The 17990-nt window shown below is 41.7% G+C and carries 12 protein-coding genes and 1 pseudogene; 12 read left to right on the top strand and 1 reads right to left on the bottom strand.

Translation table 11 applies throughout. The features are described from left to right. Positions 1-29: 29 nt before the first annotated feature. The 9 genes from chvE to LJE11_RS05665 all read left to right on the top strand — a co-directional run bounded on the left by chvE (position 30) and on the right by LJE11_RS05665 (position 13819). On the top strand, positions 30-1046 hold the full coding sequence (gene chvE, locus LJE11_RS05705; protein WP_420313643.1) for a multiple monosaccharide ABC transporter substrate-binding protein: 1017 nt from the start codon (positions 30-32) through the stop codon (positions 1044-1046). A 143-nt stretch (positions 1047-1189) separates the two neighbouring features. Next, positions 1190-2728 (top strand): multiple monosaccharide ABC transporter ATP-binding protein, encoded by a 1539-nt coding sequence (gene mmsA, locus LJE11_RS05700; protein WP_118569026.1) that lies wholly within the window; start codon positions 1190-1192, stop codon positions 2726-2728. Positions 2729-2733: 5 nt separating this feature from the next. Then, positions 2734-3906: a multiple monosaccharide ABC transporter permease gene (mmsB, locus tag LJE11_RS05695; protein ID WP_025578094.1), complete on the top strand. Its 1173-nt coding sequence runs from the start codon at positions 2734-2736 to the stop codon at positions 3904-3906. A 479-nt stretch (positions 3907-4385) separates the two neighbouring features. Then, positions 4386-5108: a phosphatase gene (locus LJE11_RS05690; protein ID WP_055059356.1), complete on the top strand. Its 723-nt coding sequence runs from the start codon at positions 4386-4388 to the stop codon at positions 5106-5108. A gap of 237 nt (positions 5109-5345) precedes the next feature. Then, complete coding sequence (locus tag LJE11_RS05685) at positions 5346-5651, top strand: YerC/YecD family TrpR-related protein (RefSeq protein WP_008706557.1); 306 nt, start codon at positions 5346-5348, stop codon at positions 5649-5651. Between the two features lie 397 nt (positions 5652-6048). After that, the gene (locus LJE11_RS05680; RefSeq protein WP_120062124.1) at positions 6049-9231 is read left to right on the top strand and encodes a glycoside hydrolase family 2 TIM barrel-domain containing protein; all 3183 of its coding nucleotides are present in this window, start codon (positions 6049-6051) and stop codon (positions 9229-9231) included. 231 nt (positions 9232-9462) lie between these two features. Then, a complete protein-coding gene (mgrA, locus tag LJE11_RS05675) occupies positions 9463-10458 on the top strand; it encodes an L-glyceraldehyde 3-phosphate reductase (protein WP_008706560.1) in 996 nt (331 codons plus the stop codon). A gap of 52 nt (positions 10459-10510) precedes the next feature. Then, a complete protein-coding gene (locus LJE11_RS05670) occupies positions 10511-11422 on the top strand; it encodes an AraC family transcriptional regulator (RefSeq protein ID WP_008706563.1) in 912 nt (303 codons plus the stop codon). Between the two features lie 174 nt (positions 11423-11596). After that, positions 11597-13819 carry an alpha-galactosidase gene (locus tag LJE11_RS05665; protein ID WP_008706565.1) on the top strand — a complete coding sequence of 741 codons (2223 nt, stop codon included), beginning with the start codon at positions 11597-11599 and terminating at the stop codon, positions 13817-13819. 83 nt (positions 13820-13902) lie between these two features. Here the strand turns inward: LJE11_RS05665 and LJE11_RS05660 are convergent, their stop codons facing one another. Then, positions 13903-14808 carry an AraC family transcriptional regulator gene (locus tag LJE11_RS05660; protein ID WP_008706567.1) on the bottom strand — a complete coding sequence of 302 codons (906 nt, stop codon included), beginning with the start codon at positions 14806-14808 and terminating at the stop codon, positions 13903-13905. A gap of 243 nt (positions 14809-15051) precedes the next feature. Here LJE11_RS05660 and LJE11_RS05655 point away from each other — a divergent pair, with 243 nt between their 5' ends. The 3 genes and pseudogenes from LJE11_RS05655 to LJE11_RS05645 form a co-directional block, all read left to right on the top strand. Continuing rightward, a complete protein-coding gene (locus LJE11_RS05655; RefSeq protein WP_020993602.1) occupies positions 15052-16317 on the top strand; it encodes an ABC transporter substrate-binding protein in 1266 nt (421 codons plus the stop codon). Between the two features lie 165 nt (positions 16318-16482). Continuing rightward, complete coding sequence (locus tag LJE11_RS05650; RefSeq protein WP_020993601.1) at positions 16483-17376, top strand: carbohydrate ABC transporter permease; 894 nt, start codon at positions 16483-16485, stop codon at positions 17374-17376. A 12-nt stretch (positions 17377-17388) separates the two neighbouring features. Next, positions 17389-17943 (top strand): annotated as a pseudogene (locus LJE11_RS05645) (carbohydrate ABC transporter permease); the annotation flags it as partial. Positions 17944-17990: the final 47 nt, after the last annotated feature.

The raw sequence follows: 17990 nt of genomic DNA, 5'->3' as shown, positions 1-17990 counted from the left end.
CAATTCTTTGTGCATCAATGGTAGCTGGAATGGTAGTTATCCCGGGAGTAGCTGTTAAAGCGGATGACAAGAAACTGATCGGTGTTACAATGCCTACAAAAGATCTTCAGAGATGGAATCAGGATGGCGAGAACATGAAGAAAGAGCTGGAAGCAGCCGGCTATGAAGTAGACCTTCAGTATGCATCCAACGATGTAAGCACACAGGTTTCACAGCTTGAGAATCAGGTTGCAAACGGATGTGATCTTCTGGTTGTGGCATCTATCGACGGAAGCAGTCTTGGTGAGCCGCTGAAACAGGCTAAAGAAGCAGGAATCCCGGTTATTTCCTATGACCGTCTGCTTATGAACTCAGATGCAGTTACTTATTATGCAACATTTGATAATTACAAGGTAGGTCAGAAACAGGGCGAATATTTAGTAGATGCACTTGATCTCGACAATCAGGACGGACCGTTTAATATTGAGCTGTTCACAGGTGATCCTGGTGACAATAACTGTAACTTCTTCTTCGGCGGAGCAATGGATGTACTTCAGAAATATATTGACGAAGGTAAGCTGGTAGTTAAATCCGGACAGACAGAATTTGAGCAGGTTGCAACTGCTAACTGGGACAGTGCAAAGGCTCAGGACAGAATGGATACAATTATCGCAGGTAACTACTCAGATGGCTCCAACCTTGACGCAGTTCTCTGCTCCAATGACTCTACAGCACTTGGCGTAGAAAATGCTCTTGCAGCTTCCTACACAGGAGAATATCCGATCATCACAGGTCAGGACTGTGATACACCAAATGTTAAGAACCTTGTAGCAGGAAAACAGGCTATGTCCGTATTCAAGGATACACGTGCTCTTGCAACAGCAGTTGTTGGAATGGTTGATTCCATCATGAAAGGTGAAGAACCGGAAATTAATGATACAGAATCCTATGATAATGGCACAGGTGTTATCCCGACATACCTTTGCGATCCGGTTGTTGTCACGGTTGACAATTACAAAGAAATGCTGATCGATTCCGGATACTATACAGAAGATCAGATTAAGTAATAAAAATTGATCATACAGGCGGGAATACCACCCGCCTGTGTTAATCTATAGCAATCCCAGAAAATAATGTAATTCAGTATTTCCTGGGATTGCTATAGGGCTGCCCGTCGCAGGCATGATTTATAAAAGGGAGGGAAACAAAATTGGCTAAGATACTTCTGGAAATGAAAAATATTACCAAAACTTTCCCAGGTGTAAAAGCACTGGATAACGTTAATCTTCAGGTGGAAGAGGGCGAGATCCATGCTCTGGTCGGTGAAAATGGAGCCGGTAAATCTACCCTGATGAATGTATTAAGTGGTATTTATCCGTATGGAACATACGATGGTAATATTATTTATAACGGTGAAATCTGTAAATTCAATACAATTAAAGACAGTGAAGAAAAAGGAATTGTAATCATTCACCAGGAACTGGCGCTGATCCCATATATGACGATCGGTGAAAATATGTATCTGGGCAATGAAAGAGGAAGTTCATTATCTATTAACTGGAATGAAACCTACGGAGAAGCAGATAAATATCTGAAAATAGTAGGACTTGAAGAATCCTCCAGAACTTTGATCAAGGATATTGGCGTAGGTAAACAGCAGCTGGTAGAAATCGCCAAGGCACTGGCAAAAAATGCTAAGCTTCTGATCCTGGACGAGCCTACTGCATCCTTAAATGAGGATGATTCTCAGGCTTTGTTGGAACTGCTTCTGAAGTTTAAGGAACAGGGTATGACATCTATTATCATTTCCCATAAATTAAATGAAATTTCTTATGTTGCGGATAAGATTACAGTTATCCGTGATGGTTCTACTATCGAGACTCTGGATAAGAAAAAAGATGACTTTTCCGAGCAGCGTATTATTCAGGGTATGGTAGGTCGTGAGATGACAGATCGATTCCCGAAACGTCCGGATGTAAAGATCGGGGATGTTTCCATGGAGGTTAAGAACTGGAATGTCTATCATCCGCTGTACTCAGAGCGAAAAGTAGTAGATAATGTATCATTTAAGGTGCATAAGGGCGAAGTAGTAGGTATCTCCGGACTTATGGGTGCAGGACGTACAGAGCTTGCAATGAGTATTTTTGGAAAAAGTTATGGAACTAAGATTTCCGGTCAGGTATTTATGAACGGAAAAGAAGTAAAGCTGAATACTGTACAGGAAGCAATCGATAACAAGCTTGCTTATGTCACAGAGGACAGAAAAGGAAATGGTCTGATCCTTTCCAAATCCATTAAGATGAATACTTCTCTTGCAAATATGAAGGGAGTCAGTAATGGAAAGGTTATTGACGCAGATAAAGAATATGCGGTGGCAGAGGATTACAGAAAGAAGTTGAAAACAAAATGTCCGTCTGTCGAGCAGAATGTAGGCAACTTAAGTGGTGGTAACCAGCAGAAAGTCCTTCTTGCAAAATGGATGTTTACAGAACCGGATATTCTGATCCTTGATGAGCCTACCCGTGGTATTGACGTAGGTGCGAAATACGAAATTTACTGTATTATTAACGATCTGGTAGCAGCAGGAAAATCTGTCATCATGATTTCTTCTGAACTTCCGGAAGTACTTGGAATGTCAGATAGAATCTATATCATGAATGAGGGCAAGTTCGTAGGTGAGGTCGGCAAAGAAGAGGCCACATCAGAACTGATCATGTCCAAGATCGTAAAATCAGGAAAAGGAGCGTAATAAAGATGGAAAAAAAGATTAGTTTTTCAGAGATATTAAAGAAATATACCATGGTGCTTGTTCTTGTTCTGGTAGTTATCATGTTTGCTGTAAACACAAAGGGGGTTATGCTTCTTCCTCAGAATGTGAATAACCTTGTAGCCCAGAATGCGTATGTATTTATCCTTGCAACAGGTATGTTGTTCTGTATTCTGACTGGTGGTAATATTGACCTTTCTGTTGGTTCTGTTGTATGTTTTGTAGCAGCAGTTGGCGGTAAGATGATGGTTCTCAACAGTATGAACCCATATCTTACAATGCTGGTTATGTTGCTTACAGGTATTGCCATCGGTGCATGGCAGGGATTCTGGATTGCATATGTAAGAATCCCACCGTTTATTGTAACTCTGGCTGGTATGCTTGCGTTCCGTGGTCTTTCAAACGTAGTTTTACAGGGACAGACACTGGCACCAATGCCTGATTCTTACCTGGCACTGTTTAACAATTATATTCCGGATCCATTTGGGAAAGAGGGATTTAATCTTATCTGTTTTGTAGTTGGTATTATTGTTTGTATTGTATATGTGTTGCTTGTTCTGAAGAATCGTGCAGATCGTGTGAAGAAAGGGTACAGTGTAGATGCTTTTGGTGGCGTTGCAGTTAAGATGATTCTGATCTGTGCAGTTGTTATTGCTTTTATGTTCCGTCTGGCTCAGTATAAAGGTATTCCGAATTCTCTGATCTGGGTAGCTGTGATTATTGCAATCTATACATATATTGCTTCCAAGACAACTACAGGACGTTATTTCTATGCAGTTGGCGGTAATGAGAAGGCTACAAAGCTTTCCGGTATTAATACAAATAAGGTTTATTTCCTTGCTTATCTGAATATGGGTCTTCTGGCTGCTATTGCAGGTATGGTTACTATGGCCCGTCTGAATTCTGCCAATCCTCAGGCAGGTACAAACTTTGAGATGGATGCTATCGGTGCTTGTTTTATTGGTGGTGCTTCTGCTTATGGCGGAACCGGTACAGTTCCGGGGGTTATCATTGGTGCATTGCTGATGGGTGTTCTGAACTTAGGTATGAGTATCATGGGTATTGACCAGAACCTGCAGAAGGTTGTTAAAGGTCTGGTTCTGCTGGCAGCAGTTATCTTTGATGTTGTTAGTAAGAGAAAATCTTTTATCGTAAAATAAAAATTGTATATTCATTCTTAAATGGAAATTTTTTGCAGGGCTTGCAGGGTGCAGGCCCTGTTTTTTTACCGAATCAAGTAAGTCTCCTGCTTTAATTGCGAATATCTGTTTGACTTGACAGGGGACGCGCAGAAAAATAGTGTGTTTGATGTGCGGTTTCGGCATCTAAAATATTCTAAGGCCAAGAAAATCTGCTAAAGGCATGAGCCGGCTTCTCAAACTCGCTCCGTCGCAGACTCCGCTCAGACAGTGATGCAGCCGGCTCATAACGCAGATTTTTTTGACCTAAGAATATCTAAGATACCTGCAAATGCACATCAAACACACTATTTTTCTGCGCTGGCTGCTGGCGATTTTTGGGGTATTGGATTGAGTAAAAATGGACGATAAAAATGGGTGGACGGAAAATTTGCTTGTGGAGGTAGAAGGATGGTCGTATAATGAGGGGGAATATTGTACGAAGTGAGGAGTGGGTTGTTATGAGATATAATTCAGTGTTGGATCTGCATACACATACTTTGGTGAGTGGTCATGCATATTGTTCTCTGAGGGAGATGGCGAAAGCGGCTGCAGATAAGGGACTGGAGGTTCTGGGGATTACGGAGCATGCGCCTGCTATGCCGGGGACCTGTCATAAGTATTATTTTGAGAATCTGAAAATTGTGCCCAGGGAGATGTATGGGATTCAGCTTCTTCTGGGGTCTGAGGTGAATATTCTGGATGCACAGGGGACTGTGGATCTGGTGCAGCGGACGTTGGAGAGGATGGATGTGGTGATCGCCAGTCTGCATATGCCATGCATGAAGCCGGGATCTAAGCTGGAGAATACAGAAAGCTATCTGAATGTGATGAAGAATCCGTATGTAAATATTATCGGGCATCCGGATGATGGGAGATATGAAATCGATTATGAGGCACTGATTCAGGGTGCGAAGGAATATGGGAAGGTTTTGGAATTGAATAATCATTCTATGGATCCGGACTGTAACCGGCAGAATGCTGTGGAGAATGATACTGTGATGCTGAATCTGTGTAAGAAATATCAGGTTCCGGTGGTGATGGACAGTGATGCTCATTTTGATCTTCTGATCGGGGAGTTTGATCGGGCGAGAGATCTGCTGGAGAAACTGGATTTTCCGGAAGAGCTGGTTCTTAATCGGTCTGTGGATGCAATAAGGAAGTATGTGAATCGTAAATTCTGATAAACTGAGAAGCAGTTATTTGGTGTAAAGCCGTGTCGCAAAGAGAATGATTTTATCTGCCTTACTTTTCGAAAGAGGTTTTTGTGAGAAAATAAAAAAATCTGTAATTTCTTTTAGGTTAAAGGCTTGCTTCCTATAATTTAACGTGGTAAAATATCACTGTTAGAAATATAACACGGACATTTTAAAGACAAATGTCCGTCCAGTGAAGTACAGAGTTCTAAAAGGAGCATGAAAATGAGTAAAAAAATCAGAACAGAGGCTGTAGATCAGCTTTTTGAAGCGATTTTATGCCTGAAGGATAAAGAAGAGTGCTATACTTTCTTTGAAGATGTATGCACGATCAATGAACTTCTTTCCTTATCACAGCGTTTTGAGGTTGCCAAGATGCTGATGGACAAGAGAACCTATCTTGATATTTCGGAGAAAACCGGAGCTTCCACAGCAACGATCAGTCGTGTGAATCGTTCATTGAATTATGGAAATGACGGATATGAGATGGTGTTTTCAAGAATGGCAGAGAAGGAAACTAAAGGGGAATAAGATAGCGGAAGGCTGAATAAATGCAGTGCTATTGTGGGGCAGGTGAAGATCACCTGCCTTTTTTGTATAGGGAGTTTTCGGATAAAAGAGAAGTCCGATTATTCCTCTTCTGGGAGAGTGTTGTGCAGGCTGAGAAAATGCTGCGAAGGATCAATCTATAAAAGTCGAAAATGAATATTATATAGTCAAATATGCAAACTATGCGGATTGGTATAATGTTATAATTTTGTTTATGAAAGATAACTGGCTGTTGGCAATATCGTATAAGATATTTTTATGAAAAAAGTCATATATAAAGTATTTTGCTGGAAGTATTTTACAAATGCATGGCGAAATGTAATATTGCAGGCAGAGAGAACAGTTATAAAAAAACAAATCATGAGGAGAACATAAGAGTATGAAGGCATTTGATTATTCACTGGTAAAAGATCCACAGTATTTCTGCGATAACCGAATGGAAGCTCATTCAGATCATGTATATTATAGAGATGGGAATGAAATGCAGACTGCTGTGCAGGATGGGACGGAAACTTCTTTTCGCTATAGTCTGAACGGTTTATGGAAGTTTCATTATGCGCGCAATTACAAAAGTGCAGTTCAGGGATTTGAGAAAGAGGACTACTGCTGTTATGACTGGGATGACATTCATGTACCTGCACATATCCAGATGGAAGGATATGATGCACCCCAGTATGCTAATGTCCAGTATCCATGGGAAGGACATGAGGAAATTTATCCGGGTCAGATTCCTGAGAGATTTAATCCGGTTGCAAGCTATGCGAAATATTTTACAGTGCCGGAACATATGAAGGGAAAGAGGTTGTTTATTTCTTTCCAGGGAGCAGAGAGCGGACTTGCACTGTGGCTGAACGGAGCCTTTGTTGGCTACAGTGAGGATTCTTTCACCCCATCTGAATTTGAACTGACAGATTATCTTAAAGATGGACAGAATAAGCTGGCAGCACAGGTATTCAAATGGACCTCCAGCAGTTGGTGCGAAGATCAGGACTTCTTCCGTTTCTCCGGAATTTACAGAGATGTGTATCTTTATACAGTTCCAGATACCCATGCATATGATCTCCAGATCCGTGCAATCCCGGAAGAGAATCTGGATGTAGCAGATCTTGAAATTAAGGTAAAGACATGGGGAAAAGGAAGCATTGTTTTCAGACTTGAGCAAGATGGAGAATGTGTGCTGGAAGAGAAAAAATCTCTTACAGAAGCTGGAAATGAAGAAGCAAATGCAGAGCCATTTTATATTCAGAAAACAAATAGCAGCAAGACTGTACAGAACAGTTTTGCATGGAAAATCAATAATCCAAAATTATGGAGTGCAGAAGATCCGCAACTCTATGATCTTACAATTGAACTTTATGACGAAGCAGGAAATATTCAGGAAGTGATTCCTCAGAAGGTTGGATTCCGCCGTTTCGAAATGAAGAACGGTATTATGACTCTGAACGGAAAACGTATCGTGTTTAAGGGCGTAAATCGTCATGAGTTCAGCTCTGTCAGCGGAAGACATGTTTCAGAGGAAGAACTTCGCAAGGATCTTCGCATTATGAAGCAGAATAATATCAATGCCATCCGTACCTGTCATTATCCGGATACATCACTGATCTATCAACTCTGTGATGAATATGGTATTTATATGATCGATGAGACAAACCTGGAATCCCATGGCTCCTGGGATGTGGCGGAATTTACAAAGGATTATACTCATGTTGTTCCTAACAACAAACCGGAATGGCTGTATATGATGCTTGACCGTGCCAACTCCATGTATCAGAGAGACAAGAATCATCCAGCAATCCTGATCTGGTCCTGTGGAAATGAATCTTTTGGCGGAAAAGATATCTATGAAATGTCTCAGCTTTTCCGTAAGAATGACTCTACCCGTCTGGTACATTATGAGGGACTTTTCCATGACCGCAGTTATAATGATACCAGTGATATGGAAAGCCAGATGTATCCGTCTGTAGAAGCAATCAAAGAGTTTCTGGCAAAGGATGACAGTAAACCGTTTATCTGCTGTGAGTATACACATGCCATGGGAAATTCCTGCGGTGCCATGCACAAATATACTGACCTGACAGATACAGAGCCCAAATATCAGGGCGGATTTATCTGGGATTACATTGACCAGTCTATTTATAAGAAAGACCGCTATGGAAAAGAGTTTCAGGCATATGGTGGCGATTTCGGAGAACGCCCTACAGACTATAATTTCAGTGGTAACGGAATCGCATATGGCGGTGACAGAGAGCCATCTCCAAAGATGCAGGAAGTGAAATTTAATTATCAGAATATTACTGCAGAAGTAACTGCGGATACAGTAAAAGTGATTAACAAGAATCTGTTTGTAAACACAAATATTTTTGACTGTAAGGTAATACTTGCAAAGAATGGAAAAGTGATTTGTACAGAAGCACTGGAAACAGCAGTTGAGCCATTGAGTACGAAAGAATATAAACTGCCTTTTGGAAAGGCTCAAGCAGTCGGAGAATATACAGTCACTGTTTCCTTCCATCTGAAAGAGGAAAAAGTGTGGGCATCTGCAGGCCATGAGATCGCATTTGGACAGTATGTATATCAGGTGAAAGAGGATGTTCCGGATGGAAAATCAGATTCAGCAGAAACAGCGATTACAGCGGAAAAAGATGTATGTGTATCAGATGCGTTTGTAAAGAAGCCACAGATCATCCGAAGCACACACAACATTGGTGTCCGCGGCGAGCACTTTGAAGTAATATTCTCCGTTCTCAATGGTGGTCTGGTTTCTTACAAATATGCGGGCAAAGAGATGATCGAGGCAATCCCGAAACCAAACTTCTGGCGTGCACCAACAGATAATGACTGTGGAAATCTTATGCAGATGCGCTACGCACAGTGGAAAATTGCCAGCATGTATTTAAGCCACAAAGAATATAGAAAAGGTGCATATGGCCCATCCAATTTACCACAGGCAGAAGAAACAGACCACTCTGTAAAAGTAACATTTACCTATCTGATGCCAACCACACCAGCCAGTGAGTGTCAGCTCACCTACGAAGTATTCGGCGATGGAAAAGTGAAGACAACTTTAACTTATGATCCTGTAAAAGAACTTGGTGATATGCCGGAATTTGGGGTGATTTTCAAATTCAATGCAGATTACGACAATGTTCAGTGGTATGGACTGGGCGAAGCTGAGACCTATGCAGATCGCAAAAAAGGTGCAAAACTGGGCATTTACCAGAATAAAATTGTGGACAACATAGCAAGATACATGGTACCGCAGGAATGTGGAGCAAAAGAGGAAGTACGCTGGGCGAAAGTCACAGATCGCAAGGGCAGAGGAATGTACTTTGAAATGGATAGAGAATCAATGATGTTCTCTGCACTCCCATACACTCCACATGAGATGGAAAATGCCATGCATCCATATGAACTCCCACAGATTCATTACACAGTAGTACGCGTAGCCAAAGGCCAGATGGGAATCGGCGGTGACGACAGCTGGGGAGCATATACCCATCAGGAATATCTGCTGAATGCAGACGGAAAGATGGAGTTCTCCTTTAGCTTTAAAGGAATTTAATATAGTTTATTTGTTAAAAAAGCCATTTTCAGTCAGAAAGTGGCTTTTTAAATAATGCTGATACATTTGTTGAAAATAAGTGGAACAGGATGTATGATTACAGAGAAAGAATAAATCAAATGCATTGTTGCGTAAATAACTGTGTTAATTGCGTAGACGAGCTATTTAGATAGAGAATAGTAACAATAATATTCAGATTTGACATACTGTACGAAAAGGGGAAATTATCTTATGTATCAGGCAAATGAAAAACGTTATGAAACTATGAAATATCACCGTTGTGGTGCCAGTGGACTGATGCTGCCGGAGTTATCTCTGGGTTTATGGCATAATTTCGGAGACACCGGTGTTTATGAGAATATGAAGCAGATGTGCTTCACAGCATTTGATAATGGAATTACACATTTTGACCTTGCAAACAACTATGGCCCACAGCCTGGAAGTGCGGAGGAAAATTTTGGAAAAATCCTGAGAGAGGAATTTTCTGCATACAGAGATGAGCTGATCGTCAGCACAAAGGCAGGCTATGATATGTGGCCGGGACCTTATGGAAACTGGGGAAGCCGTAAGTATCTGATCGCCAGTCTTGACCAGAGCCTGAAACGTCTTGGTCTGGATTATGTAGATATCTTCTATCATCACAGAATGGATCCGGAGACTCCTCTTGAGGAGACCATGGAGGCTCTGGCACAGATTGTCAGAAGCGGAAAGGCATTGTATGTTGGAATTTCCAACTATGATGGTGAGACAATGAAACGCGCCGCAGATATTCTGGAGGAACTGCACTGTCCGTTTATCATTAATCAGAATTCATATAATATTTTTAACAGAACGATTGAGAAAAATGGTCTGAAGCAGGCTGCTGCAGAGAAGAGAAAGGGGATTATTTCTTTCAGTCCTCTGGCGCAGGGAATGCTCACAGACCGATACCTGAATGGAATCCCAAAAGACAGCCGTGTCAACACAGACGGACGTTTTCTCCATGCAGACCAGTTCAGTGAGGAACGTCTTAACAGTATCCGCAGTCTGAATGCAATTGCAGCAGAGAGAGGCGAAAGTCTTGCTCAGATGGCACTGAAATGGATTCTCCGCGACGGAATCGTAACCAGCGTTCTCATCGGGGCATCCCGTCCACAGCAGATCCTTGAGAATCTGAAAGTGCTGGACAGTGCATCCTTCAGTGAAGAGGAATTAAAGAAGATAGATGAGTGTTCACTGGCCTTATGATATAGCCGGGAGTTAATGGTTGTTTATAAAATAGGAGAGCAGACTATATATTATGGAAGATTCATATGTCTTACAATTACAGGAACCAAAATTCAGAGAATTTTATCTAAGCTACAGCGGCTACGCACAATGCGGGCCGCTGCATTGCTATGGCCCGGCATCCCGTCCACATTATCTGATCCATTTTGTAGTGAAAGGAAAAGGAATGTATCAGGTGTCCGGACAAAAACATTATCTCACTGCCGGACAGGGGTTTCTGATCGAGCCGGGTACACAGACTTTCTATCAGGCAGATAAAGATGATCCCTGGAGTTATCTTTGGATCGGAGTAGGCGGCACCAATGCAGGAAAATATATTCGAGATATCGGATTAAACAGCGAGCAGTTGATCTTCCGTTCGGAAAGTGGAGAAGAGTTAAAGAAAATTGTGCTGGATATTCTGAAACATACAGAAAGTACTACTTCAAATCTGTATTATCTGCAGGGCCGATTATATGATTTCTTTTCAGTTCTTACAAAAGATGTAGTGATTGACACTTATCTGGGTAATTCAAGAGAAAAGAAATATGGAAGAGAAAACGGATATGGAGAATATATCAAAGAAGCCATGGCATTTATAAAAAATGAATATGCCTGTGGAATCGGAGTACAGGAACTGGCAGAGCATTTGAATGTTAACCGCAGTTATCTGTACACAATCTTCATGAATGAACTTCATATTTCACCAAAGGACTTTCTGCAGAAATACCGTATTACAAGGGCAAGAGAATTGCTGGTTCTTACGGAACTGTCTGTAGAATCAATTGGAAAATCCTGTGGCTATGGAAATGCAGAACGATTTGCCAGGGCATTCAAACATGAAACAGGACTGACACCAACTCAGTTTCGCAGGCAGGACAGAAGTAAAAACCGAAGAAACCTGGAAGTGTCAGAGGATGGGCTGGAAAAGCTGATCAACAGTTAACATTTTGAAGGTTCAGACAAACATAATGCCATAACGCCTCAGGATAACTTTCTCTATAATAATGTATATGATATCAGCACAGCCGCGGAGCAATCCGTGATATCAAGTTAGGGTCAAAAAAACTTTTGCCCCTAACTTCATGTATATTGAATTTATTATAGAAAGGGGACAGTTATGAGTATTATTTTTCACGAAAGTTCAAAGACATTCCATTTATACAACAATAACATCAGTTATATTATGACCGTACTTTCAAATGGACATCTTGGAAATCTCTATTTTGGGAAAAGAATCCATGACAGAGAAGATTTTTCATATCTTCTTGAGATGAAGCAGCGACCAATGACAGCCTGTGTTTATGAGGGAAACCGCAAATTTTCGCTGGAGCATCTGAAACTGGAATATCCGGTGTATGGTAGTTCTGATTACCGTTATCCGGCAGTGGAGATCCTTCAGGAAAACGGCAGCAGGATTTCTGATTTTACTTATGTAAGTTATACAATTGCAGCTGGAAAACCAAAACTTCAGGGGCTTCCGGCTACATATACTGAGAAAGACGAAGAAGCCCAGACCTTATGTGTAAAATTGAAAGATGAAGTAACAGGAATGGTATTGGAATTGCTTTATACTATTTTTACACAGAGGGGAATCATCACCAGAAGTGCCAGATTTACAAACGAGGGTACATCATCAGTACATCTGTTAAATGCAATGAGCCTCAGTCTTGATCTGCCGGACAAGGATTATGTGTGGATGCAGTTTTCAGGTGCATGGTCCAGAGAACGTCATGTGAAAGAACGCAGATTAGAGCAGGGAATCCAGTCTGTGGGAAGCATCAGAGGAAATTCTTCCCATGAACATAATCCCTTTATTGTGCTCCGACGTCCGTCGGCAACAGAAAATGCAGGAGAAGTGATGGGATTCAGCCTGATCTACAGCGGAAATCACAGAATGCAGGCAGAGGTGGATACTCATGATACAACCCGTATCACTGTGGGAATCAATCCGCAGAATTTTGACTGGAAGCTGGACTGTGGTGAGAGCTTTCAGACTCCGGAAGCAGTAGTAGTATTTTCTGATAAGGGTCTGAATGGAATGAGCCAGACCTTCCATAAATTATATCAGAAGAGACTGGCAAGAGGTTACTGGAGAGACCGTCCCAGGCCAATCCTGAACAATAACTGGGAAGCTACTTATTTTGATTTTACAGAGGACCGTCTGGTGGAAATTGCTGCAAAGGCAAAGGAATGCGGTGTTGAATTATTTGTGCTGGATGACGGATGGTTCGGTGCACGAAGCAACGATTATGCAGGACTTGGTGACTGGGTGGCAAACAGAGAGCGTCTTCCGCAGGGAATCAAGGGAATCGCAGACAGGATTGAAGAGATGGGTATGAAATTTGGTCTGTGGTTTGAGCCGGAGATGGTGAATAAGGATTCCGACCTTTACCGTGCACATCCGGACTGGATTCTGCAGACACCCCAGAGGCATTCCTGTCATGGCAGAAATCAGTATGTGCTGGACTTCTCCAGAAAAGAAGTGGTGGACTGTATTTATGAGATGATGTACAAAATCCTCTCAGAAGCAAAGGTTTCCTACATCAAATGGGATATGAACAGAAGTATTACGGAATGTTACTCAGCTGCACTTCCAGCAGACCGTCAGGGAGAAGTGTTCCACAGATATATTCTCGGAGTTTATGATCTGTATGAGCGGTTAAATACTGCATTTCCGCAGATTCTCTTTGAGTCCTGCGCAAGCGGTGGCGGACGTTTTGATCCGGGAATCCTTTATTATGCGCCACAGGGATGGACCAGTGATGATACAGATGCGGCAGAGCGTGTGAAAATCCAGTACGGCACAAGCATGTGTTATCCGGTAAGCTCCATGGGAAGTCATGTTTCTGTAGTACCAAACCATCAGTTAAACCGCAAAACTCCGTTACATACAAGAGCAAATGTAGCTTATTTTGGAACTTTCGGATATGAGCTGGATCTGAATAAACTGTCTGATGAGGAAATCAGTGAAGTAAAACAGCAGATTACCTTTATGAAAGAATACAGAGAACTGATCCAGTTTGGAACTTTTTACAGACTGAAGAGTCCTTTTGAGGGCAATGAAACTGTGTGGATGACAGTCAGCGAGGACAAAAAAACAGCGCTGGTATTCTGGTACAGGGAAAGAAATGTAGTAAACGCAGATTTTACCAGAGTGCGGCTTCAGGGACTGGATCCGGATCTTATCTACAGAAATGAGTATAATGAAACAGAAAACTACGGGGATGAGCTGATGAATCTGGGACTGCTCACCACAGACTGTACAGCAGGTGAACCTACAAGTGAAGACGAACCATGCACAGACTATGAGTCCAGAATTTATGTTTTAACTGCAAAATAATAACCGAATCAGGTAAGCTCCTTATGGAGGTTGCGAAAAGCAATAGACAGAAATAAAAAATCAACAAAAAGCAGGCAGAACGATCACACGGGATCGTCTACCTGCTTTTCGTTAAATTTATCCATCATTTCTTTATGGGTCTTATAATTCTTCGGACTCATTCCAAACTTCTTCTTAAAAGCCTTGGAAAAAACAAGCTGGTCTTCATAGCCCACATTATTAGCAATCTCTTTAACAGACAGACTGGTGCTGACCAGAAGACTGGCTGCTTTATGCATCTTATAATCAATGAGGAAGGTCTGTGCGGACATTCCAAGCTCTTTCTGAAAGGAACTGTTCAGATAGGCACGGCTGATTCCGATATTATCTGCAATATCAGAAATCCCGATTCCCTTTTGATACATATCTTTAATATATTCAATGGCAAGCTCCACGTAGACACTGGTGCTGTAGGCATATTTGGCATTTTTTTTGTTCTGTGCAGACTGCTTTTCATGAAAGCCGGCAAGCTCGGCTAACAACAGGATCAGATAAGCCTGGCGCCTCAGGTCATTGGCTTTGGAAAGCTGCTTATGATTCAGCATATAATCGATGTGTTTCAGGATTATTTTCTGATCCGGTGCAGGAAGTACTAATTGATTTTTGGAAAATCCACATTCTTTTACCATTGAGTGAGCTCGGATTCCGCGAAAACCAATCCAGGCATAAGTCCAGGGATTGGTTTCATCAGCACCGTATGTGACTGGTTCATTTGGATAAATTACAAACATCTGTCCGGGAGTAAGGCTCCAGGTCTGACCTCCGGCAGAATAGAATCCGGTACCGTCCAGCACAAAATGGATGATGAACTCATCTCTTGGCATGGAACAGATATGTCCGGGCGGGCAGTGTTCTTTGCCCGTATGGATCAGACTGATATCAAGGGAGCCTTCTTTCAGATTTTCAAGACAGCGGAAAGTAGCGCTGTCCGTATATTTTACATTTGGCATTTGGGTAATTCCTTTTTCTATTTTCTTTGATTGCAGATATTGTTGATATAAAGACATAAGGACTGATATCCTGCAAATACGCATAAATTCAAGTCGTTGTTGACATTTTACCATAAATTCAGCGGTTTTTCCATAACGATTATGACATAAATTCATTTCATTAGTCCATTTAAAAAAATAGACAAAAACGTATAATAAGAATCACAAGGAACACGTCGAAACGACGAATAAAGGAGGATGTATATGAGAAAAAACATGAAAAAACTCACAGTCGCAACAGTGATCGGTGCTATGACAGTTACTGCACTTGCACCAGTAGGCGCACAGGCGAAAGACAAAACTCTGACAGTTGCAATCTGGGATAACGGACAGAAAGCCGGACTTCAGGAAATTATGGATGAGTTTACAAAAGAGACCGGAATCAAAACTGAACTTCAGGTAGTAGAGTGGAGCAGCTACTGGACACTTCTTGAAGCAGGTGCATCAGGCGGAGACATGCCGGACGTATTCTGGATGCATTCCAATGAAGCTGTAAGATATATGTCCAATGATATCTTACTTGATCTGACAGACAAGATTGCAGACAGCGACAAATTGGAAATGGACAAATTCCCGGAAGATATCAAAGAAATGTATCAGTGGGACGGAAAAACATACGCAGTACCGAAGGACATCGATACAATTGCTATGTGGTACAACAAAGATATGTTTGATGAAGCAGGAATCGACTATCCGGACGGAAGCTGGACATGGGATGAATTCTATGATATTGCAGAGAAACTTACAAAAGAAGACGGAAGCCAGTACGGTTTTGCAGCAAACCCGTCTAACGAGCAGGATACATGGATGAATATTGTTTACTCCATGGGCGGACGTGTACTGACAGATGACAACAAATCCGGTTTTGATGATCCAAACACTATCAAAGCAATGGAATTCGTTGACAAATGCGTTAAAAATGTAATGCCTCCTGCATCTACAATGTCCGAAACAGGTACAGACGTACTCTTCGGATCTGGCAAGGTAGCTATGATTTCTCAGGGATCCTGGATGGTATCTGCTTTCAAAGACAACGATTATATCAAAGAACACTGTGATGTGGCAAGACTTCCGAAAGATGCTGAAACAGGAGAGAGCGTATCTCTTTACAATGGTCTTGGATGGGCAGCATCTGCAAACACAGATATGCCGGACGAAGCTTTCCAGCTTATTGAGTGGTTCGGTTCCAAAGATATGCAGAAGAAACAGGCTGATCTTGGTGTAACAATGGCAGCTTACGAAGGAATGTCCGATGGATGGGTTAACAGTGTTGATTGCTTTAACTTACAGCCATACATGGATGCAATGGACAATATCGTATTCAGACCACACACAAATGCAACACTTGCATGGTGGAACCCAATGTGCGAAGAACTGAAGAAACCATGGAATGATGAGGAAAGCATGGATGATGCATGCAAGAATATCGTTACTATTATGAACGATGCCATCGCAGAAGAGTCCTATTAATTAATGTTTAACAAAACCATTCATAAAAAATAAGAAACGGAAAAGCTGCCGCAGAAAAGATTCCGATCATGTGATAACCACAGGAGTCACAAAGGGTATGCTCATATGCGGCAGTTTTCCATTCAAATCAGCAACAAAATTCTATGATAAGAAGGAGTGAGAGCCGTGGCAAATCCAAAAAAAGGTACCAGTCAGGCGCGGAATGAATTCATCTGGGGATGGGCGTTCATTCTTCCTACAATGCTTGGTCTGATCATCTTAAATATCTATCCGATTTTTAAGACCATTTATGAGAGCTTTTTCAAGACCGGAGATTTCGGTAAGGGAAATATCTTCATTGGTTTTGACAATTATGTAAAGCTGTTCCACGATGCGGAAGTATGGCAGGCATTATTAAATACATTTAAATATGCCATTGTGGAAGTTCCGTTTTCCATTGCTATCGCACTTGTACTGGCAGTTTTATTAAACCGTAAAATGAAAGGCCGTGCTGTTTACAGAACTATTTTCTTCCTGCCTATGGTTGCTGCTCCGGCTGCGATCGCCATGGTATGGAGATGGCTGTTTAACTCAGAGTTTGGTCTTCTCAATCACATTTTTCATACAAAGATTAACTGGATTTCTGATCCGAAGATTGCAGTCTATGCGATCGCAGTGATCGGTGTATGGTCCATCATTGGCTACAATATGGTACTTTTCCTATCAGGTCTGCAGGAAATCCCAAGAGATTATTATGAAGCAGCAAGCATTGACGGAGCAACCGGAATCAAACAGTTCTTCCACATTACAATCCCGCTGCTTTCACCGACCATCTTCTTTGTAATGGTTACCCGTGTCATCGGTGCCATGCAGGTATTCGACCTGATCTTCATGGTTATGGACAGAAACAGTCCTGCACTTTACAAAACACAGTCACTTGTTTACCTGTTCTACCAGAATTCCTTTGTACAGAATAACAAAGGTTATGGTTCAACAATCGTCGTACTTCTTCTGGTTGTAATTATGATCATGACAGTATTCCAGAATATTGCGCAGAAGAAGTGGGTTCATTATAACTAAGGAGGGATAATTATGTCAGCAAGAGATAAAGCAAACAGAGTTCTGATCCATGTTATCCTGATACTGGTATCTATTACCATGCTGGTTCCTTTCTTATGGATGATTCTGACAGCTTTCAAAACTATGACAGAGGCAACCTCTGTCAACCCGTTCGTAATCCTCCCGTCTACATGGAGATGGGACAGTTTTAGAGAAGTAAGCGCAAATATGGATTTCTTACATCTGTATATCAATACCTTACTTCTGATTCTGGGTCGTGTTGTATGTGCGGTTCTGACAGCAACACTGGCAGGCTATGCATTTGGACGTCTGAACTTCAGGGGGAAAAACCTGATGTTCTCTCTGGTCCTTTTCCAGATGATGGTTCCTGGACAGATTTTCATTATCCCACAGTACTTAATGGTAAGCAAAATGGGAATGCTCAATACCATTTTTGCCTTGGTATTTCCCGGTATTGTTACTGCATTTGGTACATTTCTCCTCAAACAGGCTTATATGGGACTTCCGAAAGATCTGGAAGAGGCAGCACGTCTTGACGGATGTAACATCGGTCAGACCTCAATGTGGTCAACCTAGCGTCAACTTAGGGACATATTAGCAAATAGCCTCCAATG

This window comes from Blautia sp. DFI.1.216, assembly GCF_020594215.1.
GTDB lineage: Bacteria > Bacillota > Clostridia > Lachnospirales > Lachnospiraceae > Blautia_A > Blautia_A wexlerae.
Note: the sequence above shows the minus strand (reverse complement) of the source record. Positions and strands in the feature narration are given on the sequence as shown.

What these genes read in the sequence shown, in the direction of transcription:
- chvE (WP_420313643.1), top strand. Translation starts at nt 30, where the DNA reads ATGGTAGTTATCCCGGGAGTAGCTGTTAAAGCGGATGACAAGAAACTG.
- mmsB (WP_025578094.1), top strand. Translation starts at nt 2,734, where the DNA reads ATGGAAAAAAAGATTAGTTTTTCAGAGATATTAAAGAAATATACCATG.
- LJE11_RS05690 (WP_055059356.1), top strand. Translation starts at nt 4,386, where the DNA reads ATGAGATATAATTCAGTGTTGGATCTGCATACACATACTTTGGTGAGT.
- LJE11_RS05685 (WP_008706557.1), top strand. Translation starts at nt 5,346, where the DNA reads ATGAGTAAAAAAATCAGAACAGAGGCTGTAGATCAGCTTTTTGAAGCG.
- LJE11_RS05680 (WP_120062124.1), top strand. Translation starts at nt 6,049, where the DNA reads ATGAAGGCATTTGATTATTCACTGGTAAAAGATCCACAGTATTTCTGC.
- mgrA (WP_008706560.1), top strand. Translation starts at nt 9,463, where the DNA reads ATGTATCAGGCAAATGAAAAACGTTATGAAACTATGAAATATCACCGT.
- LJE11_RS05670 (WP_008706563.1), top strand. Translation starts at nt 10,511, where the DNA reads ATGGAAGATTCATATGTCTTACAATTACAGGAACCAAAATTCAGAGAA.
- LJE11_RS05665 (WP_008706565.1), top strand. Translation starts at nt 11,597, where the DNA reads ATGAGTATTATTTTTCACGAAAGTTCAAAGACATTCCATTTATACAAC.
- LJE11_RS05660 (WP_008706567.1), bottom strand. Translation starts at nt 14,808, where the DNA reads ATGCCAAATGTAAAATATACGGACAGCGCTACTTTCCGCTGTCTTGAA.
- LJE11_RS05655 (WP_020993602.1), top strand. Translation starts at nt 15,052, where the DNA reads ATGAGAAAAAACATGAAAAAACTCACAGTCGCAACAGTGATCGGTGCT.